21 protein-coding genes are annotated in these 23,342 nt (G+C 61.2%); 9 read left to right on the forward strand and 12 right to left on the reverse strand.

What is annotated here, in order from left to right; translation table 11 throughout:
• Nucleotides 1-317: 317 nt before the first annotated feature.
• Nucleotides 318-1,187 (reverse strand): LuxR C-terminal-related transcriptional regulator, encoded by an 870-nt coding sequence (locus tag J4E58_RS09835; protein WP_038576055.1) that lies wholly within the window; start codon nucleotides 1,185-1,187, stop codon nucleotides 318-320.
• Nucleotides 1,184-3,025 (reverse strand): fatty acyl-AMP ligase, encoded by a 1,842-nt coding sequence (locus J4E58_RS09840; RefSeq protein WP_087091989.1) that lies wholly within the window; start codon nucleotides 3,023-3,025, stop codon nucleotides 1,184-1,186. The genes J4E58_RS09835 and J4E58_RS09840 overlap by 4 nt, the downstream gene beginning before the upstream one ends.
• Nucleotides 3,026-3,371: 346 nt before the next feature.
• On the opposite strand from J4E58_RS09840, the gene J4E58_RS09845 reads away from it, so the two are divergent.
• The 3 genes from J4E58_RS09845 to J4E58_RS09855 all read left to right on the forward strand — a co-directional run bounded on the left by J4E58_RS09845 (nucleotide 3,372) and on the right by J4E58_RS09855 (nucleotide 6,937).
• A complete protein-coding gene (locus tag J4E58_RS09845; protein ID WP_087091990.1) occupies nucleotides 3,372-4,841 on the forward strand; it encodes an amidase in 1,470 nt (489 codons plus the stop codon).
• 14 nt (nucleotides 4,842-4,855) lie between these two features.
• Nucleotides 4,856-5,998, forward strand: coding sequence for a fatty acid desaturase (locus tag J4E58_RS09850; protein WP_087091991.1), 1,143 nt, complete (start codon nucleotides 4,856-4,858; stop codon nucleotides 5,996-5,998).
• A 234-nt stretch (nucleotides 5,999-6,232) separates the two neighbouring features.
• Nucleotides 6,233-6,937, forward strand: a complete 705-nt coding sequence (locus J4E58_RS09855) for a hypothetical protein (RefSeq protein ID WP_087091992.1) — start codon at nucleotides 6,233-6,235, stop codon at nucleotides 6,935-6,937.
• A 99-nt stretch (nucleotides 6,938-7,036) separates the two neighbouring features.
• Here the strand turns inward: J4E58_RS09855 and glyA are convergent, their stop codons facing one another.
• Nucleotides 7,037-8,392: a serine hydroxymethyltransferase gene (gene glyA / locus J4E58_RS09860; protein ID WP_007929713.1), complete on the reverse strand. Its 1,356-nt coding sequence runs from the start codon at nucleotides 8,390-8,392 to the stop codon at nucleotides 7,037-7,039.
• A 494-nt stretch (nucleotides 8,393-8,886) separates the two neighbouring features.
• Between glyA and J4E58_RS09865 the strand changes: the two genes are divergently transcribed.
• Both J4E58_RS09865 and J4E58_RS09870 read left to right on the forward strand, forming a co-directional pair.
• On the forward strand, nucleotides 8,887-9,489 hold the full coding sequence (locus J4E58_RS09865; RefSeq protein WP_087091993.1) for a helix-turn-helix transcriptional regulator: 603 nt from the start codon (nucleotides 8,887-8,889) through the stop codon (nucleotides 9,487-9,489).
• Nucleotides 9,476-10,357 (forward strand): queuosine precursor transporter, encoded by an 882-nt coding sequence (locus J4E58_RS09870; RefSeq protein ID WP_087091994.1) that lies wholly within the window; start codon nucleotides 9,476-9,478, stop codon nucleotides 10,355-10,357. Before J4E58_RS09865 ends, J4E58_RS09870 begins: the two co-directional genes overlap by 14 nt.
• A gap of 91 nt (nucleotides 10,358-10,448) precedes the next feature.
• Here the strand turns inward: J4E58_RS09870 and queC are convergent, their stop codons facing one another.
• From queC to hmpA, 9 genes are all read right to left on the reverse strand, one after another.
• A complete protein-coding gene (queC, locus tag J4E58_RS09875) occupies nucleotides 10,449-11,147 on the reverse strand; it encodes a 7-cyano-7-deazaguanine synthase QueC (RefSeq protein ID WP_007929707.1) in 699 nt (232 codons plus the stop codon).
• Between the two features lie 118 nt (nucleotides 11,148-11,265).
• The gene (gene cyoE / locus J4E58_RS09880; RefSeq protein WP_007929705.1) at nucleotides 11,266-12,153 is read right to left on the reverse strand and encodes a heme o synthase; all 888 of its coding nucleotides are present in this window, start codon (nucleotides 12,151-12,153) and stop codon (nucleotides 11,266-11,268) included.
• An 11-nt stretch (nucleotides 12,154-12,164) separates the two neighbouring features.
• Nucleotides 12,165-12,500: a cytochrome o ubiquinol oxidase subunit IV gene (gene cyoD / locus J4E58_RS09885; protein ID WP_007929704.1), complete on the reverse strand. Its 336-nt coding sequence runs from the start codon at nucleotides 12,498-12,500 to the stop codon at nucleotides 12,165-12,167.
• On the reverse strand, nucleotides 12,500-13,126 hold the full coding sequence (locus J4E58_RS09890) for a cytochrome o ubiquinol oxidase subunit III (RefSeq protein ID WP_007929702.1): 627 nt from the start codon (nucleotides 13,124-13,126) through the stop codon (nucleotides 12,500-12,502). Before J4E58_RS09890 ends, cyoD begins: the two co-directional genes overlap by 1 nt.
• Before the next feature lie 3 nt (nucleotides 13,127-13,129).
• On the reverse strand, nucleotides 13,130-15,148 hold the full coding sequence (gene cyoB, locus J4E58_RS09895; RefSeq protein WP_009045490.1) for a cytochrome o ubiquinol oxidase subunit I: 2,019 nt from the start codon (nucleotides 15,146-15,148) through the stop codon (nucleotides 13,130-13,132).
• A gap of 3 nt (nucleotides 15,149-15,151) precedes the next feature.
• On the reverse strand, nucleotides 15,152-16,093 hold the full coding sequence (cyoA, locus tag J4E58_RS09900; RefSeq protein WP_009045491.1) for a ubiquinol oxidase subunit II: 942 nt from the start codon (nucleotides 16,091-16,093) through the stop codon (nucleotides 15,152-15,154).
• Between the two features lie 794 nt (nucleotides 16,094-16,887).
• Nucleotides 16,888-17,397 (reverse strand): disulfide bond formation protein B, encoded by a 510-nt coding sequence (locus J4E58_RS09905; RefSeq protein WP_007929696.1) that lies wholly within the window; start codon nucleotides 17,395-17,397, stop codon nucleotides 16,888-16,890.
• 24 nt (nucleotides 17,398-17,421) lie between these two features.
• Nucleotides 17,422-17,961, reverse strand: a complete 540-nt coding sequence (locus J4E58_RS09910) for an ester cyclase (protein ID WP_087091995.1) — start codon at nucleotides 17,959-17,961, stop codon at nucleotides 17,422-17,424.
• Between the two features lie 278 nt (nucleotides 17,962-18,239).
• Nucleotides 18,240-19,421: an NO-inducible flavohemoprotein gene (gene hmpA, locus J4E58_RS09915; RefSeq protein ID WP_087091996.1), complete on the reverse strand. Its 1,182-nt coding sequence runs from the start codon at nucleotides 19,419-19,421 to the stop codon at nucleotides 18,240-18,242.
• Nucleotides 19,422-19,577: 156 nt separating this feature from the next.
• Between hmpA and norR the strand changes: the two genes are divergently transcribed.
• The 4 genes from norR (at nucleotide 19,578) to J4E58_RS09935 (ending at nucleotide 23,320) form a co-directional block, all read left to right on the forward strand.
• Nucleotides 19,578-21,131: a nitric oxide reductase transcriptional regulator NorR gene (gene norR / locus J4E58_RS09920; protein ID WP_087091997.1), complete on the forward strand. Its 1,554-nt coding sequence runs from the start codon at nucleotides 19,578-19,580 to the stop codon at nucleotides 21,129-21,131.
• Between the two features lie 273 nt (nucleotides 21,132-21,404).
• On the forward strand, nucleotides 21,405-22,307 hold the full coding sequence (locus J4E58_RS09925; protein ID WP_009045497.1) for a chemotaxis protein CheV: 903 nt from the start codon (nucleotides 21,405-21,407) through the stop codon (nucleotides 22,305-22,307).
• A 3-nt stretch (nucleotides 22,308-22,310) separates the two neighbouring features.
• Entirely contained in the window at nucleotides 22,311-22,802 is a 492-nt protein-coding gene (locus J4E58_RS09930; RefSeq protein ID WP_087091998.1) for an N-acetyltransferase, read from the forward strand.
• A gap of 185 nt (nucleotides 22,803-22,987) precedes the next feature.
• On the forward strand, nucleotides 22,988-23,320 hold the full coding sequence (locus J4E58_RS09935) for a hypothetical protein (RefSeq protein WP_087091999.1): 333 nt from the start codon (nucleotides 22,988-22,990) through the stop codon (nucleotides 23,318-23,320).
• Nucleotides 23,321-23,342 lie beyond the last annotated feature (22 nt).

Consider the following 23,342-nt stretch of genomic DNA (forward strand, 5'->3'; position numbering starts at 1 on the left):
TGGCGTCTGAAAAAAGTGAGTCGCCGTAAGGGCGAAACCGCCAGCAGCCGTGACCGCAGAAACGGATATGTACACCGTCCAACATCCCCAGCGAGGCCACCATCGTCATCGCGGGCAAGCCTCGCTCCTACAGAAGCCTCCCCCTGCCGTCAGCCAAGAATGGATATGTACCCCGTCCAAAACAAGCAGCGAAACCACCACCGCCATCGCGACCAATCGAGCGTCGACCGGCCGCTCCTACAGAGGCGCAGGCGACGCCGAAGCACTGACCCCCGTCAGCACTGTGGAAGGGTTACCGGATGAAAGACAGGCAGCACTCACTCGTCGCAGAACAACGCCGCGATCTGCGCCCGACTCGACGCCTGGAGTTTGGAGAAGATGTTCTGCAGATGGGTTTTCACGGTCTTGTCGCTGATGCCGAGGATCTGGCCAATCTCCCAGTTGGTCTTGCCTCGGGCCACCCAGCGCGAAATCTCCGCTTCGCGGCTGGACAGGATGGACAACAGTTGATGGTTCGGCCCCGGGTTGTGGCGCAACAGCTTGCTGCCCAGCGCCCGGTTCAGGGCAATGTGCAGGTACGGGGCGAAGACCATCATGCGCATTTTGCTTTCGTGGGCCACGGTGGCCGAGATGTTGTGAAAGAAGTAGCCGGTGAAGGTGTTGCGGTGCAATCCGGGCAGCAGGGTCCAGCCCAGGTTGCGTATCCCATGCTCGCGAAAGATCTTCGCCCACACCTGGTCCGGCGAGTTGCCCAGCCGCTCCAGGGTGGTGAACTTGGGGCGCCCGCAGTGCTCGATGGGGTCGATGCCCAGCGGCGGAATCATGCCGTCGCGACCGACGATGGCCTTGATCAGGTCATCGGAGACGCTGTCCGGATGAATCAGGTGCGAGAAGAACACCCGGTGCGCGCGGACCCTGCCGCTGGCGAACACGAAGTTCTCACAGGGCAGGATCTGCGGCAGCGCCAGCTGGGTCTGCTGCGTCAGCTCGGCGATGCTGCGCGCCGAGGTGATGGAGTTGAGCACGCTGGTCAACTGCAGCCGTTGCTGGCTGTCGGTGGGCGGCAACGACAGCACCGACCGCGGGCGGCTGGCCAGTTCCAGCCGCGGTTCGCAGAAGGCCGGCTGGGCGAACAGCAGCGCCGCGGGCTTGGGCGCATGCACCGGGCCGATCGATAGACTGGTCATGCTTCCACGACCTGGCTGTCGACGGTGATGTCACGCAATACCCGGCCATTGCTCTCCACCGCGATCACCGACTTGTCCAGCGGGTGGGCTTCGGCCGGCGCGGCATCATCGAGTGCCGCCAACCAGGGAGCGAACTGCTTGCGGCACTCCTGGCGCTTGATCTTGCCGCTGGAGGTACGCGGCAACGACCCGCCGAACACCAGCAACAGCACCGGCCGCGCCAGTTGGTGCTGTTGCCACAGCCGCGCTTTCAAGTCGCTGAACAGCTGCGGCAGGTCGAGGCTGCGCAAGGCCCGCCGTTCGATTTCCTGGGCGATCACCACCTGCTCGCTGTCGCCGGTCTCGATGCTGAAGGCCGCGGTGCCGTCCGGGCGAAAGCTGTCATGGGTACGCAGCACGGTGTTCTCGATATCACCAGGGTGATGGTTGACGCCATTGACGATGATCAGGTCCTTGAGCCGCCCGGTGACGAATAGCTCGCCGTCGAGCAGGAAGCCCAGATCGCCGGTGCGAAAGTAGCGCGACCAGCCGAGCGCCGGCGGCGCCGGGCGAAAGGCCGCGGCGGTGCTCTCCGGGCGCTGCCAGTAACCGCTGGCGACGCTGTCGCCGAGGATGCAGATTTCCCCGACCCGCCCGTCCTCCAGCGGCTGCTCGGTGTGCGGGTCGCAGATGAACGGGCCCTGCCCGGGAATGCCGCGACCGCTGCTGACCAGGGTGCGCAGGCGCAACTCGGCGTCGCTGCCCGGGCCGTCATGCAGGCGTGCCACATTGTCCTCCAGCAAGCCGGCATGGAACTGGCGGATCACCGGCTCGCGCTTGCTGCCGCCGGCGCTGACCATCAGCGTGCCTTCGGCCAGCCCGTAGCAGGGAAAGGCCGAGGTGCTGGCAAAACCGGCGCGGGCGAAACGCTCATGGAAGGCGGCAATGGTCTGCGCCCGCACATGCTCGGCGCCGTTGAACGCCACCTCCCAGCTGCTCAGGTCGAGGCCCGCCAGTTCTTCGTCCTTGATCTTGCGCAGGCACAATTCATAGGCGAAGTTCGGCCCGCCGCTGACGGTGCCGCGGTAGGTGCTGATGGCCTGCAACCAGCGCAGCGGCCGTTGCAGGAAGTGGATCGGCGCCAGCAGGGTCGAGCCGAAGCCGACGAACAAGGATTGCAGGATGCCGCCGATCAGCCCCATGTCGTGATACGGCGGCAGCCAGCTGACCAGGTGGCTGTCCTTGTGGGTCAAAAAACCGCGGCTGATGCTGCGCGAATTGTGAATCAGGTTGCCGTGGGTCACCGCCACTCCTTTGGGAATCCCGGTGGAGCCGGAGGTGTATTGCAAAAAGGCGATATCGTCCCGGGTTACCGGGACGGCCCGCCACTCGCCGGCCAGGGCCAGGTCGAGACTCGCCATGTCCAGCACCCGCGGACTCTGCGCCTGCCCCAGCCGGGCGAGGATGGTCGGGACATCCTCGCCACTGGCCAGTGCCGCCGTCGGCTGGCAGTCGTCGATGATGCCGTCCAGCCGGTCCAGGGTCTTGGTCGCCCCCGGCGGATAGGCCGGCACCGCCACCAGCCCGGCATACAGACAGCCCATGAAGGCGATCACATAGTCCAGGCCTGGCTTGAGCAGGATCAGCACCCGGTCCCCCGCCTGGCAATGCCCCTGCAACCGGGCCGCCGCCGCTCGGGCCGCGCGGTCCAGTTCAGAGAAGGTGATCAGGGTTTCTTCGTCTCGCCCGTTGTGCAGAAAACGATAGGCCAATCGGTCCGGGATCGTATGGGCGTGAAGCTGCAGACATTCCGAAAAATTCGCATACGGAACGTCGCTATCGTGGTCGTTCGTAGTCATTATTTTGTGTCCAGGCAGCCGTACTTAGCCATCTCCCGCAAGGCCCGAAATCTGCGGCCTTGCGCATCCATTACGCTTGATCATCCTCTGGGAGCGCGCAGTCGAAGTTAATACTCCGAACGGCGTATACCCGCAATTTCCGCCCCCGGCGCATATTCGCCTCACAGCTCGATGCATGCATGGCTTTTTGCCATGCCGCTTGCAGTCATCAGCCTTTTCCAAGGATGTGAAGCCGATATCCAGGCCCGTGCAAGCCGGGCCTGTGTAACCGGCCATGTCATCAAACCCAGGCCGGAGCGGGAGCGCCCCGGTATCGCCAGCAGCGTGCGCAGCACGGGAGAACAGGATGTCTTTTAGCGAATACGCCACCTTCGATGCGGTCGGCCTGGCCGATCTGGTCAAAACCGGGCAGGTACGCCCCTCCGAACTGCTGGAGGAAGCCATACGCCGCATCGAAGCCTTCAACCCGGCGGTCAACGCCGTGGTCTACAAAGCCTACGACAAGGCCCGGGCACAGGCCGCCGCACAGGACAAGGCGCCGCCGACCGGCGCGCTGCACGGCGTGCCGTTCCTGCTCAAGGACATTCTCGGCGACTGTCAGGACCTGCCTTCGACCCTGGCCTCGCGCATGCTGCAAGCGCGGGTCATGCCCCAGGACTGCGAGCTGGTGAAGCGCTTTCGCCAGGCCGGGCTGGTGTTCGTCGGCAAGACCAACGCCCCGGAGTTCGGCATTCTGCCCACCACCGAAGGCGCCTTCCATGGCCCGGCGCGCAACCCGTGGAACCTGGAATATTCCACCGGCGGCTCCAGTGGCGGCGCGGCCGCCGCGGTGGCCACCGGCATGGTCCCGGCGGCCCATGGCAATGACGGCGGCGGCTCGATCCGCATTCCCGCGTCCTGCTGCGGCCTGGTCGGCCTCAAGCCGACCCGGGCGCGCAACTCCCTGGCCCCGGACTTCGGCGAGCTGCTCAGCGGCCTGCTGGACGAACATGTGCTGACCCGCAGCGTGCGCGACAGCGCCGCCCTGCTCGACGCCACCCACGGCGTGGTGCCGGGCGACCCGTATCGCGCGCCGCCTATGCAGGGGCGTTTTCTCGACCAGTTCGGTCGCGAACCGGGACGCCTGCGCATCGCCTATTCCAGCACCGACCCGGCCGGGCGGCCGCTGCACCCCGACTGCATCGCAGCGGTGGAAAGCACCGCGCGCCTGCTCGAATCCCTCGGCCACCATGTGGAAGAAGCCGCGCCGCAGCTGGACCTGCAAAGCTTCGCGGAAGCCTTCAGTGCCCTGTGGTTCTCCGGCATTGCCTTCGCCGTGGAACTGATGAGCCTGCAACTGGGACGCGGCCCGCTGCCCGGCGAGCTGGAAAACCTGACCCGCGCCGTGCATCAACGCGGCCTTGGCGTCAGCGCGGTGGAGTACCAGATGTCCGAGCTGGTGTTGCAGCAGGTGGGTCGGGAAATGGCGCGTTTCCACCAGACCTACGACTGCTGGCTGACCCCGACCCTGGCCCGGCCGCCGCTGCGCAATGGCGTGGTGGATATCCATTCCAGCGACCTGGAAAGCACCTACGGCCCGCTGATCGACTACAGCCCGTTCACCGCCATCCATAACGCCTCGGGGCAACCGGCGATTTCCTTGCCGTTGCACTGGAACGCCGAGGGCCTGCCGATCGGCCTGATGCTCAGTGCCGCCTTTGGCGAGGAAGGCCTGTTGTTCCGCCTGGCCGGCCAGTTGGAACAGGCACGCCCGTGGAAGGACCGGCGGCCACAGTTGTTCATGCAGCACAGCCCCGACGAAGCGGTTATCGGCTAAGGAGAGCACCGAGCATGCGCACGCTGGACACCTCGACCGCCTCTGCTTGTTGCCGTGCCGGCGCAGGCCAGGAGCAGCCTCTGCCGGGGGCCATCCCCTGGCCCACCGACGGCCTGGACCGCGAGCAACTGGCGCGTTATGGCAAGGAGCTGATTCGCCAGACCCTGCCCTTCACCGTGGAAAACCGCCGCCTGAGCTGGTGGCATTTCTACTCGACGCTGCTGGTGATCGGGCTGTTCGGCTCGGCCGTGGCCCTGCCGCTGTGGTGGCCGCTGCGCCTAGGGTGCAGCGTGCTGCTGGGCTTGTCCCTGGTGCGCATGTTCGTGCTGTACCACGACTACATGCACGGTGCGATCCTCAAGGGCTCGCGTTTTGCCGAGGTGTTTTTCAAGACCTTCGGCCTGCTGCTGATGGCCCCGCCGACACTGTGGAAGCAGTCCCACGATTACCACCACGGCCACAGCTGCCAGTATGTCGGCGCGGAGAAAAAACGCCTGCCGCTGCTCTCTACTCACACTGACCTGGGCACCTTTCCCCTGCTGTCCACCGAGGAATATGCCCGCGCCGGGCGCCTCAAGCGCTTGCGCTACCGCGTCGCCCGGCACCCGCTGATGATCCTGCTGGCGTCATTCAGTATCTTTATTTTCAGCATCTGCCTGGTCTCGCTGATCACCCAGCCGCGGCATCGACTGTGGTCGCTGCTGGCCCTGGCGCTGAACCTGGCGAGCGCCGTCGCCCTGGCGCTGCTGGCGCCGGACATCCTGCTGTATGGGGTGCTGGTCCCCAGCCTGTCCGGCTCGGCGCTGGGCGCCTATATGTTCTACTGCCAGCACAACTTCCCCGGCGTGCGTTACCCCGAGCGCGCCGACTGGGACTACGCGGCCACCGCGGTGTTCTCCTCCAGCTACATGCGCACCGGCCCACTGATGGCCTGGTTCACCGCCAATATCGGCTACCACCATGTGCACCACGCCAACTCGGGCATCCCCTTCTACCGCCTGCCGCAAGCCATGGCGGCGATCCCGGCGCTGCAATCGCCGATCACCACCTCACTGCACCCGCGGGATATCTACCGCTGCCTGCGGCTCAAGCTATGGGACCCGGCGCGCCAGCGCATGGTCTCGTTCGCCGAGTTTCACCAGCAAGCGCAACGCTGAAGGAAATGCGACAGGAACGGCTGCCGTGCGACGCCAAGCGTTGCCCGGTGAACGCTCGCCAGGGATGATCGGCGCCGGAATTTTCCCGTCGATCGCGGGTCAGTAGAGCCACGCCTTTTCGCACCGGTCCGTTGGTCCGTGACAATGGGGCCTCGGTCCCATAAATTAGGCGCCCTGAAAAGGCCCGGTGCTTTTCTAGCCTCATTTCCAGTTAAACGAAGTAGTGAAATATCAATGTCCGATTCCAATACAGAAGAATCCGTAAACGCCTTGTCGTCCAAAGCGGAATACGAAAACGCCATCAATCTTTCACAGCATGTCTCCCAGGCCAAGACCATCAGCGAGATGGTCCTCGACGCTTTCCAGTCCACCAAGGAAAGCGACCAGATCCGCGAATTGCGCGCCGAGATCCGCCAGGCTCACGACCGCTTCGACGACGACCGCGCCTATGAACTCATGGGCCAGCTCAAACAGCTCAAGGACGCCGAGGCCTCCGACAGCGCCGCCCTGGAAAACCTGAGCAGCAAATTCCCGATCAGCCGCATCCTGTCCAGCTACAAGGACGACCCGAGCTTCCAGGAGCTGGTCTACAGCCTGGCGCTGAAGGTGCTGAACCAGACCCACCAGGCTATCAGCAACCCGGGTGGCGGCAAGAGCAAGGCCTCGCGGGCCAAGAAGGAAATGGAAGTGTTCGCCATCAGCAAGGACGGCATCAGCGTCACCCTGCCGATCCGCCCGCGCTCCAAGGCCAACGTCGACCGTGAAGCCTTCGAGTTCCTCGGTTTCGCCTTTGTCGGCGAAGGCGACGAAGCGGAACTGGAAAGCGAAGTGTTCTTCGACAAGGACGGCAACGAACAGCCGGCCACGCGCAAGAACATCGTCACCGCGATCCAGCAGCAGACCGCGTTCGAAGGCTACAGCGCTCTACAACAGCAGTAACCCGTACCCGCGGGCTTGCTCGCGCAGACGGCGGATAGGGCAACAGTGCAGCGCGCCCTTCCGCCGGCTGGCTCCTACGAATCAAAGGCCGGGGCCCCCTCAGTTGCCCCGGTAATCGGCGATGGGATACATCGCGCACAAAGCCTCGGTCTGAAGACGGAACTGTTCCTGCAGCTCAGGCTCCAGGCGGTACTTCTGCTCGCTGAGGGGCGTCACCTTGTCCAGTATCCGGCAGACCAGTTCGACGACTTCACGACAGCCCTGAGGATCGATGTAGCGTTGGGCGATGGAACCCGTGCCGATACACAAGCCATTGGCGACGAATGAGGATCGGGTTTCCCCCAGTGCGCGGTTTTTACTCACGATGATGCCGCATCGCTCCAGTGCCGAGGCGGCAATCGAACCGCTAACCCCACCACGCAGCCTGAGCAGAATCGTGTGGTTCTCCGTCCCCCCGCCCACGACTTCGTAGTCCTGTGCCATGAATGCGCTGGCCATTGCATCGGCCGTGCTGCGAATCCGTCCCATGTAGGCGTCGAACTCCGGGGTCATCGCGTAGCCCAGCGCAGCCGCCTTGGCGGCGATCATGTTGACCGCCGGCGAGCCCTGCATCCCGGGGAATACCGCTTGCTCAAGGACACGACTGAAGCTCGCCCTCAAGCCGGGAACCTTGGTGTCGGCATCCCGGCCGGAAAGGATGAGGCCGCCACGAGGCCCCGCGAGCTGCTTGTGGGTACACGCGGTGGTGACATGCGCCACGTCGATCGGGCTCGGATGTCGACCCGTTGCGACCAGCCCGGCGATAGAGGAGATATCCGCCAGCAGGATGGCCCCGGCCTCGTCGGCAATAGCGCGAAAGCGTTGGAAGTCCACGACCCGGGAATAGGCCGTCGCACCGCAGATGATGATGCGCGGACGATGGGCGAGCGCCAGATGGCGTACCTCTGCGTAATCGATCACGCCCTGCGATGTGGTGCCGTAGCGGATCGCCTTGTAGTGAGTGCCTGTGAATGCGACAGGGCTGCCGTGGGTCAGGTGCCCGCCATGATCGAGGGCCATGCCAAGAATGGTGTCCCCGGGTTCGAGCAGGGCAGCAAGCACCTGGTAGTTGGCGTTGGAGGCGGAATGCGACTGTACGCTGGCATATTGCGCCCCGAACAGCTCCCGCGCCCTGCGAATCGCCAGGGACTCGACCAGATCGACGTTCTCGCAGCCGACATGATGGCGCTTGCCTGGTATGCCCTCGGCGGTGACGTTGACCAGTGCCGAGGCAGACGCCGCGAGGATTCGAGGGTTGGCCGCGCAGGAAGATGAAACCAGGGACAGTGTGCGGTGTTGACGCCTGACTTCAGCGTCCAGGATCCCAGCCAGTTCGGCGTCTTCTGCCCGCAGATCCGCCAAACCTCGTCGCAGCAGGTCGGCCTGGTTCCTCAGTGGTGCTGTATAAGCTGCCATCGTTCGGTATTCCTTCCTTGTCATTTGCGTGCCACGAACGACAGCACGCTTCCTGATTTAACGTTCGCGAGTCGCTAATTAATCAAAGAATTAAACATTTTCCAAACAAAATGCTTCTTTTCCGAGAATCAGGAGGGGACAGCAGATTTGCGTTGCCGCTGAATGTTCGTCAATCGAGGCCAGGGCACCGGACGTTTCGGGGCTTTATTGTCATGACTGGGACATGCAACACTTGCCGCCGCAGCGCCTCCGGTCCGGCCCCTCCCGACAATTCCGAGCGCGCCCCATACCGACAGCGAAATATCCCAGGATGGATGCAGGCTGGCTAAAGGAGTGCTAGCGAGTTGGTACAGGCCACGAAAGAACCCGACAAGCTCTAGCCGCATCAATCCGACTGTTCTCACCTTTGGCGTCGAGCAGTTGAATGTCATGCACGGCACGCATTCCATGAAAGACCCTATGCGTGGCGACTATAAGGAAATGGTGAGCATTTGATGCACAGAAGAGAAAGAACAGAGTATTTGAAGAGCAACATCAAATACCTGATAAAAAGTCGCGGCGAGACGCAACTGTCTTTGTGCAATGCCAGCGGCCTGACCCGAACGACCATCTACAACATCCTGGAAGGCAAGGTCAGCAACGTACAGCAATCCACCATTCGCAAAATCTCCGATTTCTTCGGTGTCTCCTACGAAGAAATAGAAACCGTCGATTTTGAAGAGAAGGAGATCATCGACAGCAGTATTTCCCCACAAGGAAACATGAACCCGGCGGCGGTTCCGATCCTCAAGGAAAGCCTGCTGATGATCAACATGGACAAACGGATTGGCGAACTGGCCATACTTCACCCACTGACCTATTACTTCGGCGCATCCTACAACTTGATAGCGGTGCTGCTCGAGAATGAGATCAAGGGCATGTACGAGGCCGGTGACCTGTTGATCATTCAAAAGGCAACGTCGACCGACGACAAGGAGAAACTGGTTTACGACAGGCAGACAAAAAAGCTGTTCATCATCAATGAGCCATGCTCCGACTCAGATCGAATATTTGTGGTGGGTGACATCATCGAGGAGCGGTTCAATGGCAGCTTATGAAGGCGAACTCGAGAACAGCAAATATAAACTTCTGGGCTTTGAAAACAACAAGAACCTGGCCGTGATCATGATCATCGCCACAGGCAAAGTCATAAAGATCAAATTAAGCGAAGTGCTTAACAGCGAAATAATGGAAAACCTGAACAAAATGGAAGTTAAAAACATTTACAAGAAGTTCTACTCCCAAGGAGGAGCACTTACCGCATACGACCTGAATGACCGCCACGAAAGCTCATGGATGATTTATATCATCCTGAACCTATTGCTCTTTACATTTTATATATTCACCAGCATTGCCGCCACCAAGCCCATTTATCTTGAATCACTTGGCATCATTATCACTCCGGGTACCTTTCTTTACCCTCTGACCTTCCTGATCGTTGACCTGTTGAACGAGAACTTTGGCCTCAGGTTGGCAAGAAGGGCGATCTTCTTTGCCTTCGCCAGCAACGCCATGATTATCGTCCTTCTGTATGGCTCGACCTTTCTTCCCGGCCTGCCGGGCTGGAAGCTCGACACCCCGTACAATGACGTCATCATTCATGTGTCATCCGTGCTGGTGGCGTCTTCGGTCTCGTTCCTGGTTTCGGAAAACATAAACTCTTACTTGCTGTGCAAGATAAAAGAGCTGACCAACTCCAGATTCCTGTTCCTGCGGATATTCTTGAGCACGCTGTTCGCGGTCATTATTGACAGCTTCGTGTTTTGCTACATTGCCTTTTACGGCTCGATGGAGAACAACGACATCCTGAACATGATTTATGTGCAGATCGCGATCAAGGTATGTTTTGCCTTCTTCAACATCTTGCCTGCCTATGGCGCAAGGTCACTGTTCAAGAAATACATAACGGACAGCCAGGCAAAATAGTACGACCACGCTTGGCTCAAGCTGATGGATTCAACACTCATCCAGCAGGCAGATGCAGTGTTGAATTCCATTGAGACGGTCGATCAAGCCTTCATTGCAAGTTCATCTTGCTTCTCAAGCTGTTCATGACTTCTGCCTTGTTCCCCAGATATTCATTCAGCCCTCTGCTGCGAAGATTGCATGCATCGCAATTGGCACAGCCGCTGCCGATAACGCCGTTGTAGCAGGTCAGGGTCTGCTCGCGAACCAGGCTCAACTGATGGTGATGATCCGCCAGCGCCCAGGTCTCCGACTTGTTCAACCACATCAGCGGAGTCTCAAGGCGCAGGCGGTATTCCATGCCCAACTCGACGGCCTTGTTCAAGGCCTTTACAAACTCGTCGCGGCAATCGGGATAGCCGGAGAAGTCCGTTTCACACACCCCGGTAATGACCGTTTCAGCCTTTACCTGGTAGGCATAGATAGAGGCCAGGGTTAAAAACAGAATATTTCTTCCCGGCACGAAAGTGCTGGGCAGGCTTTCGCCTGAACTGTTCACCGTGGGAACCGGGATATTGTCCCGAGTGAGACTGCTGATCGCCAATTCATTGAGTAGCGAAGCATCCAGCACTTTGTGGACTGTTGCCCCCAGTTGCTTCGCGAGTTGCTGCGCCACTTCTATTTCCGCGCGGTGGCGCTGACCGTAATCAAAGGTAATGCAGTGCACTTCATCATAGAGCGGCAATGCGTGGATCAGACAGGTCGTCGAGTCCTGCCCGCCACTAAATACGACAACAGCTTTTTTCTTCATCATTCTGCTTCCTGCATGAATAGAGTCATTTGAATATTTAAACAGCCCACTGACTGACACTCAATAAAAAAGCCCCGCGCTTCTCTCGAAGGCGGGGCTTTTTCATAGCGTTTGCAGCTTATGGCGCGTAGGTCAGCAGCAGCTCGCTCGGTACCTTGAAATCCAGGGACATCATCACGCTCAGCGCGGTGATGGTGAAGATCGAGAACACGAACAGCTTGCGCGCCCAGACGGTGTCGTCCACCGCCTTGTAGCCGGTCCAGGCCATGTACAGCCAGTACATGCCCATCGCGGCCGCGACGGCCAGGTAGCTCATGCCGGCATACCCGCTGAAGGTCAGCATCAGGGTCGCCACCAGGAACGCCAGGATGTAGAGCAGGATATGCTTCTTGGCCACCAGGATGCCGCGCTTCACTGGCAGCACCGGAATCGATGCGGCCAGGTAATCGTTGAAGCGGAAGATCGCGATGGCATAGGAATGCGGCATCTGCCACAGGCTGAACATCACCAGCAGGGTCAGCGCGGCCATGTCGAAGCTGTTGCTCACGGCCACGTAGCCGATCACCGGCGGCATCGCCCCCGACAGGCTGCCCACCAGCGTGCCGTGCACCGACTTGCGCTTGAGGTACAGGCTGTAGAAGCCGACATAGATGACGAAGCCGATCACGGCGAACAGCGCCGCCAGCGGATTGGCCACCTTGTACAACAACGCAACGCCAGCGACACCCAGAAGGGTCGCGTAGACCAGTGCCACTTTCAGGGAGATCAGGCCCTGGACCAGCACACGGTTCTTGGTGCGTTCCATCTTCAGGTCGATGTCACGGTCGATGCAGTTGTTGAACACGCAACCGGAAGCCACCACCAGGGACGTGCCGATCATCGCGGCCAGGAAGATGGCCAGATCGACATGTCCCTTGGAGGCCAGGAAAAAACCGCCCGCCACAGAAAGCACGTTACCGAAAATGATCCCCGGTTTGGTGATTTGGATAAAGTGCTTGAGCGACATCGGGTCTTACCTCACTTCGCCATCATGTAGGTGTGGATGCTGAACATGATCCACAACGACAGACCAACCAGCAGGACGATCACCAGGGCAGCGAAGACGAACGCGATCACGTTGTTACGCTGGGCCTCGGAGCGGTCCAGGTGCAGGAAGTACACCAGGTGAACCAGGACCTGGATCACCGCGAAGGCGAGCACGATCATCAGGGTGATGGACTTCGGCAGGGTCGGGTACATCACCAGGCCGAACGGGATGATCGTCAGGATCACCGACAGGATGAAGCCGATGGCGTACGACTTTACGCTGCCGTGGCCCGCATCATGGCTGTCATGGGAGTGTGCATTAGCCATTACATAGTCCCCATCAGGTAAACAACGGTGAAGACGCAGATCCAGACCACGTCCAGGAAGTGCCAGAACAGGCTCAGGCAGCTCAGGCGGGTCTTGTTGGTTGCGGTCAGGCCGTGCTTGTTGACCTGATACATCATGATCGCCATCCAGATCAGGCCGGCGGTCACGTGCAGACCGTGGGTGCCGACCAGGGTGAAGAACCCGGACAGGAAGCCGCTGCGGCTAGGGCCGTAGCCTTCGGAGATCAGCAGGTGGAACTCGTTGATCTCCATGCCGATGAAGCCCAGGCCGAACAGGAAGGTCAGGGCCAGCCAGCCCAGGACCTGCTTCTTGTTGCCCCGGAAGAACGCCAGCATGGCGAAGCCGTAGGTGATCGAACTGAACAGCAGCAAGGCGGTTTCGCCGAGCACGTAAGGCAGTTCGAAGATGTCGTGGCCCGACGGGCCACCCGCTACGTTGTTTACCAGTACCGCGTACACCGCGAAGATCGACGCAAACAGAATGCAGTCGGTCATCAGGTAGAGCCAGAAACCGTATACGGTCATCTCGCCCGAGTCGTGGTGATGGTCATCGTGCCCATGGTCATCGACATGGGTGTGTCCAGCATTGGTCACTAAGTTCGACATGGTTTAAGCCTGTTCCAACGAGGTTTCTACACGGTTGGCCGGAATCTTCTTCTCGGCTACCAGGCGAGCGTGCTGCTCGGCTTCGATGCGTTCGATCACGTCGACCGGCACCATGTAGCCTTGATCATCGCGAGCCGCGTGGATCACGAAATAGATCACGGTACCGGCCAGGCTAGCGATCGCCAGCCACCAGATGTGCCAGATCATCGCGAAACCGAAGACGGTCAACAGAGCACCCATCACCAGGCCGGTGGCGGTGTTGTTCGGCATGTGGATCGGTTCATAGCGAGCAGGCTTCTGGTACGCGGTACCGTTTTCCTTGGCTTCGGTGAACGGGTCGATGCCATTGGCCTTCGGCAGTACGGCGAAGTTGTAGAACGGTGGTGGCGACGAAGTCGACCATTCCAGGGTGTGGGCATTCCATGGGTCGCCGGAAACACACTGGTTCTGCTTGCGATCACGCACGCTGACGTACAACTGGATCAGCTGGCAGGCGATACCGATGGCGATCATCACCGCACCGAACATGGCGACGTACAGGTACGGCACCCACTCAGGGTTGGTCGTGGCGTTCAGACGACGGGTCATGCCCATGAAGCCCAGTGCATAGAGCGGCATGAACGCGACGAAGAAGCCCGAGATCCAGAACCAGAATGCAGCCTTGCCCCAGCCTTCGTGCAGCTTGAAGCCGAACGCTTTCGGGAAGTAGAAGCTGAAACCGGCGATGTAGCCGAATACGGCACCACCGATGATCACGTTGTGGAAGTGCGCGATCACGAACAGGCTGTTGTGCAGGACGAAGTCAGCACCCGGGATGGCCAGCAGTACGCCGGTCATGCCGCCGATGGCGAAGGTCACCATGAAGCCCAGGGTCCACAGAACCTGGCTGGTGATACGCAGACGGCCGTGGTAGATGGTGAACAGCCAGTTGAACAGCTTCACCCCCGTCGGGATGGAAATCAGCATGGTCGCCAGGCCGAAGAAGGCGTTGACGCTGGCCCCCGAACCCATGGTGAAGAAGTGGTGCAGCCAGACCATGAAGCCCAGTACCGAGATCGCGCCGGAAGCGTAGATCATCGAGTGGTGGCCGAACAGGCGCTTGCCCGAGAAGGTCGAGATGACTTCGGAGAAGATACCGAACGCCGGCAGGATCAGGATGTACACCTCAGGGTGACCCCAAGCCCAGAACAGGTTCACGTACATCATTGGATTGCCACCAAGTTCATTGGTGAAAATGTGGAAATCCATGTAACGGTCAAGCGTCAGCAGTGCCAGGGTAGCGGTCAGGATCGGGAACGAAGCCACGATCAGCACGTTGGCCCAGGTGCAGGTCCAGGTGAAGATCGGCATGTCCATCATCTTCATGCCCGGGGTACGCATTTTCAGCACGGTGGCCAGGAAGTTGACCCCCGTCAGCGTCGTCCCTAGCCCTGATAGCTGTAGCGCCCAGATGTAGTAGTCGACACCCACGCCCGGACTGTATTGCAGGCCCGACAGCGGCGGATAGGCAACCCAGCCGGTCTTGGCGAATTCGCCGACGCCCAGGGACAGGTTGATCAGCACGACGCCGGAAACCAGCAGCCAGAAGCTCAGGGAGTTGAGGAACGGATAGGCAACGTCACGCGCGCCGATCTGCAGCGGCACTGCAAGGTTCATCAGGCCGGTGAAGAATGGCATCGCCATGAAGATGATCATGATCACACCGTGGGCGGTGAAGATCTGGTCATAGTGTTCAGGAGGCAGGTAGCCCGGCGAACCCTCGGTGGCCATGGCCAGCTGGGTACGCATCATGATCGCGTCGGCGAAGCCGCGCAGGAGCATGACCATGGCGACGATGATGTACATCACGCCGATTTTCTTGTGGTCGACCGAAGTCAGCCATTCGGTCCACAGGTAGGACCACTTCTTGAAGTACGTGATACCCGCGACAAGCGCCAGACCACCGAGGATGATCATGGCAACGGTCACCATGACAATCGGCTCGTGGAACGGTATCGCGTCCAGACTTAATTTACCAAACATCGTTTACTCCTCTGCCCCAGCAGCTGAATGCGAGCTCATGTCAGTCCCTTCCACAGCGGCCACTTCTTTCTTCTCGTGCTTGACCGGCTTGCCTGGTTTCATGCCTTCATACTTGTCGACGATTTTCTGAAACAGGTCCGGCGTGTACGAGGAGTACAGCGCGACAGGGTTGTTCTGGCTTGGCTTGGCAAGGGCTTCGTATTCAGCTTGATCAAGCTGTTTAGGTGCGGCCTTGACTTCGGCTACCCAGGCGTCGAAATCTTCCTGGCTCGTCGAGATCGCTTTGAATTTCATGCCGGTGAAGCCAGCGCCACTGTAGTTAGCGGAGATGCCTTCCATTTCAGCTTTCTGGTTGGCGATCAGGTGCAGCTTGGTCTGCATGCCTGCCATCGCGTAGATCTGGCCGCCCAGAGCAGGGATGAAGAACGAGTTCATCACGGCGTCGGAGGTAATCTTGAAGTTCAGCGGAGTGTGCTCCGGGAACCGGATCTGGTTAACAGTGGCGATACCCTGGTCCGGGTAGATGAACAGCCACTTCCAGTCCAGCGCGACCACTTCGATGTTGATCGGCTTGACGTCGGATTCCAGCGGACGATACGGGTCCAGCGCGTGGGTGGACTTGTAGGTCACATAACCCAGGGCAATGATGATGAGGATCGGGACCAGCCACACCGCGATTTCGATCTTGGTGGAGTGCGACCACTTGGGCGCGTAGGTCGCGTTGGTGTTGGACGCGCGGTATTTCCAGGCGAACGCGAAGGTCATCACGATCACCGGAATCACGACCAGCAGCATCAGCAGGGTAGCGGTGATGATCAGGTTTCGCTCATCCAGACCGACCTGTCCCTTCGGGTCGAGCAAGGTCCACTTGCAGCCTCCCAGCATTAACATCATGCCAAGCAGCGGCAAAAAGCCTAGTAATCGGGGGTACCTGTTTTTACTCATCTCACGACCTCTAAAGCAGCTTGCGCCATGCAGTTGGGTTTTGATCGCCAACACTTCACCGTGCCAAGGGTTGGCATTTTTTCTTCGATTGAATAAGGGCCTGCCCGACGCGTTACGCGTTGTTTGACAAATCCTGGGCTAGCAGTGAGTTCTTATTCGAATTCGTGGTCAAAGGCCTTGTTACAGACCAATTCCATTTGGTGCGGATATTTGGAAGGTGCCGACACCTGGGGTCGCATGGAGCGTCCAACGCCCCTCGACCGCCGCCGTATGCTCAGGGGTGAGCAGCGCCGGAAATTCAGTGCGGGCGATTGTAGATATGTAGCGTTTTATAAACCATGTCTTATCCCGAAATAATTTTTATCGGCTCGCGCAACAATGCGTGGCGATTATTGCAACGGGTCGCGATCATATCGAGATTCATTCGCAATAAAAAGCCCCAAAAACGCCTTCCAGCCAAGTCGAAAAAGGCGCCTTTCACCCGTATAAAACCCACCGATGGCATCGCGCTACCCCTTATAAAACGAGGGCTGAACCGATTTATTTAGATAGCAGGCTATGCTTGCCTGGCCGTTCACCCCGCCGACACGAACTGACAGACTTTTTTCGCTCCTGGCGCAAGAAAAATCGTCTCGACGTCATCCTCTGAAACACAGCTGCGACACCGCCATGTGACAACATGTCGCACTTTTATCGCGCATCCGATTGCCCCATATCACACCCCCTTCACACATTGTCCTACACGCAAAAAAGCCCCGGCCCCGAACATCGGGACCGGGGCTTTTTGCGCCGGGTCAGGCGCTCTTGCGACGGTTACGAATGATGCCCAGCGGCACCAGCACCAGGGTCAGCACAAAGGCCACCAGCGCCCACTGCGCCAGGGACAGGCCCAGCACCGGCGGGTACGGCGTGGAGCAGAAGCCATCGACCTGGAACCCCAGCGGGAAGACGGTCGCCAGCGGCAGGCTGTCGACGATCGGCTGCAACACATCGATGCCGCAGCTGACCGCGGGATGGGCCTGGGTGTAGACGTGATGCCCCGCCACCGCCGCCCCGAACAGCGCGCTGATCACTACCAGCGCTTCCAGCACGGTGAGGCTGCGACGGCTGCGCATGGCCGCGCCGATGAAGGCGAAAATCGCGATCAGCAGAAACGCGTAGCGCTGCAGGATGCACAACGGGCAAGGCGCCTCGCCCAGCACCACCTGCATGTACAGCGCGCCGCCGATCAGCGCCAGGCAGATCACCCCCAGCAACACCAGAAAACGTCGCTCGCGCCCCAAACGCAGTGTGTCGTCAGTCATCCTCAATTCCTTTCTGTCTGTGGCTCAACCCGACGGCAGCGTTTGCAACTGCTGCATCAGGCTGAGGTTGTCTTCGATATGCCAATTGGCGGTGATCCGGCCATCGGCGATCTGATAGATGTCGGTTGCCCGGAAGTCTACACGCTGACCATGACCTTTGAGTGCATTGAAGGTCCCGCTGAAGTGCCCGCGAAAATGCAGGTGCAGCACCACCCGATCCCCGGCCACGATCATCTGCTCGATGTCTGCGCTCAGGTCCGGCACCGCCGTGCGAAAGAACCGCGACGCCAGCAGCGGCCCCGTCGGCCCCTGGACCCGCCCTGCAGGCGGCGTCATATCGACGAAGTTCTCCGCCAGCGCGACCCTGGCCAGGCTTTCATCGCCGCTGTTCCAGAAACTGCCGTAGCGCCGCGCAGCCAGCTCCATGGCTTCACGCTGGGCCTTGGGCAGGCTCTGATCGGCGATCAGGGTCTGCGGTTGAAGCAAGGCCGGCTCGGCGAAAACCAGGGGACTGGCGAGCAGGGTCGCGGCCAGGGTGATGCGGGAAATGGCTGAGAGTTGCATGGGATGATCCTGATCAGTGCGAACGAGCGCCTATCATCAGCATCGGGGAATTAACGATAAACAGGTTAAGAACGGATTAACCTTTAAAGGATTTTTACGAGTGCGCCCCTGTAGCCGCTGGCGCAGCCTGCGATCGGTTGCGCAGCGACCGTCAAGCCTGAGCTCGCGGTTTGCCTGAGGTACTCGGGGGAAAGCATTGCGAGCGCTGCGCGCTCGATCGCAGGCTGCGCCAGCGGCTACAAAGAGGCCAGCCTCCGGGCGGAGGCTGGCCGGAGGGGTTACTCCAGCGCCGCGGCCGGGCCGAAGAACTCGTAGCGGCTTTGTTTTTCCGGTACGCCCAGGGCCTTGAGGTGGCGCTTGATCGCCGCCATGAAGGCTTTCGGGCCGAGGAAGTAGGCGTCCAGGTCACGCTCCTGCGGCAACCATTCGGCCAGTTGCTCCTGGCTCAGCAGGCCGACCTTGTCCGCCGCCGGGCTGACACCGTCGTCTTCGGCGTAGCAGTAGAAGCGCTTGAGTTGTGGATGACGCGCGGCCAGGCCGTCGACCCAATCGCGGAACGCATGCACCCCGCCGTTGCGCGCGCAGTGGATAAAGTGCACCGGACGCTCGGTGGCCAGCGCGGCTTCGAGCATCGCCAGGGTCGGGGTGATACCGACGCCACCACTGATCAGCACCAGCGGCTTGTCGCTGTCCGCCAGGGTGAATTCGCCCGCTGGCGGGAACAGCTGGATGCTGGCGCCGATCTGCAGTTGGTCGTGCAGGTAGTTGGAAGCGCGGCCACCGGCCTCGCGCTTGACGCTGATGCGATACTGGCCGGCGTCGGACAGGGCCGACAGCGAGTAGTTGCGGCGGATTTCCTCACCCTCGAGGAACAGCTGCATGCCGATGTACTGACCCGGCTCGGCGGCGAGAATCGGGCCGTTATCCACAGGCTCGAAATAGAACGAGGTGATTTCGGCGCTCTCCTGCTCGCGGTGGACCAGCTTGAATTCCCGCGCACCACGCCAGCCGCCCGGGGCCTGGGCCTTCTGGTCGTAGATCGCGCCTTCGGCACCGATCAGGATGTCCGCCAGCTGGTTATAGGCCGCGCCCCAGGCGCTCATCACCGCCGGCGTGGCGATCTCTTCGCCCAGCACTTCGGAGATGGCGCGCAGCAGGCAACTGCCGACGATCGGGTAATGCTCCGGCAGGATCTGCAGGGCCACGTGCTTGTTGATGATCTTCGCCACCAGGTCGCCCAATTGGTCGAGCTGGTCGATGTGCCGGGCGTACATCAACACGCCATTGGCCAGGGCCCGAGGCTGGTCGCCGCTGGCCTGGTGCGCCTGGTTGAACAGCGGGCGCACTTGCGGATACTCGGAGAGCATCATCCGGTAGAAGTGGGTGATCAGGGCTTCGCCACCGCTTTCCAGCAACGGAACGGTGGATTTGATGATGGCACGATCTTCGACGCTAAGCATAAGTACAACTCCTGAGCTTTCTGACTACTTGCAGGTTGCCCTTTACCAATCAGTTTTCGTGCCAACAATAAAAACCATATAAATCAATTGCTTGAAATACTTGTAGTCATATCGACAAAACCGCATTTATAGTCATTAAGACCATACGGAGTCATTATGACCGCAAAATCCCTGCTCACCGCCTTGTTGCCCCTGGTCTCCGACCTGTCCCGCGAACTGCCCGAAGGCGAGCGCTACCGCCGCCTGCTGGAAGCCATGCGCGCCCTGCTGCCCTGCGACGCCGCCGCGCTGTTGCGCCTGGATGGCGAATGGCTGGTGCCGCTGGCGGTGGACGGCTTGAGCACCGACACCCTGGGCCGACGCTTCAAGGTCAGCGAACACCCGCGTTTCGCCGCCCTGCTCAGCCACCCCGGCCCTACCCGCTTCGCCAGCGACAGCGAGTTGCCGGACCCTTACGACGGCCTGGTGGATGGCCTGCACGAACATCTGGAAGTCCACGACTGCATGGGCTGCCCGCTGTTTATCGACGAGCGCCCCTGGGGCTTGCTGACCCTGGATGCCCTCGACCCGCAGCGCTTCGAGCCGATCGAACTGGATGCCCTGCAGGCGTTCGCCAGCCTGGCGGCGGCCACCGTCAACGCCGCCGAGCGCATCGAGCGCCTGGCCCTGCGCGCCGAAGACGAACACCAGCGCGCCGAGGTCTATCGCCAGGCCAGCGGCCAGAACCGCGAGATGATCGGCCAGAGCAAAGCCCACAAACGCCTACTGGAGGAAATCGGACTGGTCGGCGGCAGCGACCTGACGGTGCTGATCACCGGTGAAACCGGGGTCGGCAAGGAACTGGTGGCCCAGGCCATCCACGCCGCCTCGCCCCGTGCCGACAAACCGATCATCAGCCTCAACTGCGCCGCCCTGCCCGATACCCTGGTGGAAAGCGAACTGTTCGGCCATGTGCGGGGCGCCTTTACCGGCGCCACCAACGACCGCCGCGGCAAATTCGAGCTGGCCAATGGCGGCACGCTGTTTCTCGATGAGGTGGGCGAGTTGTCGCTGACCGTGCAGGCCAAGCTGCTGCGCGTGCTGCAAAGCGGCCAGCTGCAACGCCTGGGGTCGGACCAGGAACATCAGGTCGACGTGCGGCTGATCGCCGCCACCAACCGCGACCTGGCCGAAGAAGTGCGCAGCGGCCGCTATCGCGCGGACTTCTATCACCGCCTCAGCGTCTACCCGCTACTGGTGCCGGCCCTGCGCGACCGCGGCCGCGATGTGCTGCTGCTCAGCGGCTACTTCCTCGAACAGAATCGCTCGCGCATGGGCCTGGGCAGCCTGCGCCTGACCAGCGATGCCCAGGCGGCGCTGCTGGCCTACGCCTGGCCGGGCAACGTGCGTGAGCTGGAACACCTGATCGGCCGCAGCGCCCTCAAGGCCCTGGGCAATTGCCGCGAACGGCCGAAGATCCTCAGCCTGAGCGCCGCCGACCTGGACCTGCCGGACGCCTCGGCGCCGCTCACGCCCCCGCCCCCGGCTGCGACGGCCATGGCCGACCTTCCCGGCACCGGCGATCTACGGCAGGCCACCGAAAACTACCAGCGCCAACTGATCAGTGCCTGCCTTGAGCGCCACCAGCACAACTGGGCCAGTGCCGCCCGCGAGCTGGGCCTGGACCGCGCCAACCTGGGGCGCATGGCCAAGAGGCTAGGCTTGAAGTGACTCACCTGTAGCCGCCGAAGGCTGCGATTGGCTTGGGCGGCATTGCCACGAAACGGCCATGAACCCGATACATGAGGTGTGACCGAAACGACGCAGTGGCTGATCTTGCGAGGACGGCGTCCTCGATCGCAGCCTTCGGCAGCGGCTACGGATTGCGCGGGTCGCGGATATTGGGATTAAGCCTAAAGCCAGCCCTTTGCGCGTCGATAACCCGTTATCGCTAGCTGTTCGCGGCCCATGGCGCGAACCACCTTTTTTCCACAGAAGGTTTTTATGTCTTCCAACAAAGCCCGCGCAGACTCTCTTTCGCTTCTGCTGTTCACCTTGCGCAGCGGCAAGCTGATGGCGATCAACCTGCTCAAAGTCAGTGAAATCATTCCCTGCCCACCGCTGACCAAACTGCCGGAATCGCACCCGCACGTGAAAGGCATCGCCACCCTGCGCGGCAATTCGCTGTCGGTCATCGACCTGAGCCGGGCCATCGGCGAACGGCCGCTGGAAGACCCGGAGGGCGGCTGCCTGATCGTCACCGACGTCAGCCGTTCCAAGCAGGGCCTGCATGTGCAGGCGGTGAGCAAGATCGTGCATTGCCTGACCACCGATATCCGCCCGCCGCCCTATGGCTCCGGTGGGGTCAAGTCCTATATCACCGGGGTCACCCAGGTCGACGGCACCCTGGTGCAGGTGCTGGACATCGAGAAAGTCATCCATGGCATCGCCCCGGCGCAGATCGAAACCGCGCCGACCGAGCTGAGCATGCAAGACGCCGAACTGCTGGGGAATGCGCGGATCCTGGTGGTCGACGACAGCCAGGTGGCCCTGCAGCAGTCGGTGCATACCCTGCGCAACCTCGGCCTGCAATGCCACACCGCGCGCAGCGCCAAGGAGGCCATCGACTGCCTGCTGGACCTGCAAGGCACCGCCCAGGAGATCAACCTGATCGTCTCGGACATCGAGATGTCGGAGATGGACGGTTACGCCCTGACCCGCACCCTGCGCGAGACCCCGGACTTCGCCCACCTCTACGTCTTGCTGCATACCTCCCTGGACAGCGCCATGAACGCGGAAAAGGCCCGCCTGGCCGGCGCCAACGCGGTGCTGACCAAGTTCTCCTCGCCGGACCTGACCCGCTGCCTGATCGAAGCGGCCCGTCACGTCGCCGCCCAGAGCGCCTGAGCCGTGGCCGACGACTACTGCCTGCTGATGCGCCGCGACCTGACCGGGCAACCGGCTCCCGCCAGTTGGCCGGCCGCCTTCAGCCTCGACAGCTATCGGCCGGAGCTGGCCGCAGCGGTGCATGGCCTGATGCACCTCGGCTACCAGGACGGCGGCGGGCGCGTGCCGGAGCTGGACAGCTGGCGCCAGCGTTTCGAAAGCGACGCCGAATACGACCCGCAACTGTGCCTGGTGGCCCAGGACGGTGAAGGCGTCGTCGGGGTGATTCAGTGCTGGACCAGCGCCTATATCAAGGACCTGGTGGTGCATCCGCGGGTCCACCGCCAGGGTCTGGGACGGGCCTTGCTGCTGCAGGCCTTCGAGGTCTTCCGCCAGCGCCGCGAAGCCTTTGTCGACCTGCGGGTGCTGGAAGACAACCAGCGCGCTCGTGGACTGTACGACAGCGTCGGCATGCGGGTGATCCGCCGCGAGCAGGTTCCCCACACGCCGCTGTAACCTGTAGCCGCTGCCGCAGGCTGCGATAAGGTCCGCAGGACCTTCAGCGACTTCAAGATCGCCGCGGCCGTTCCGGCCGATCGTCCGAACGCGGCCCGAGCCTGCCGCGGCGGCTACAGCGATTTTCATTGTCGGCGCCTCAGGCATACTCCCGCGCACACTCGTGAACGAAGGAGCGCCCCGCCATGAAAGCCCTGTCCCTGATCTTCACCTGCCTCACCCTCCTCGCCAGCCAGGCCCAGGCCTCCAGCCCGGACGCCTGGGCGACCTTCGACATGCAGGTGCGGGCCAGTTGCACCAAGGCCAGCCAGTTGAAGAATGTCAAAGTGCTGGGCAACGCCGCGCAGTTCGACGACCGGGTCGGCTACAGCGCGTTGCTGCTCCAGGGCCAGTACCCGCAAAAACACATGAAGGGCCAGATTGGCGTGGAACTGTGCCTGTACGACAAACAGCGCAAGAACGCCCACGTCACCGAGTGGGATTCGATCCGTCCCGCCCTCGAGGCCAAGGGCCGGTGACTGGCGCATAACTTGCTTCGAG

Source organism: Pseudomonas sp. FW305-25, assembly GCF_017351415.1.
In the GTDB taxonomy this organism is placed as follows: Bacteria; Pseudomonadota; Gammaproteobacteria; order Pseudomonadales; family Pseudomonadaceae; genus Aquipseudomonas; species Aquipseudomonas chlororaphis.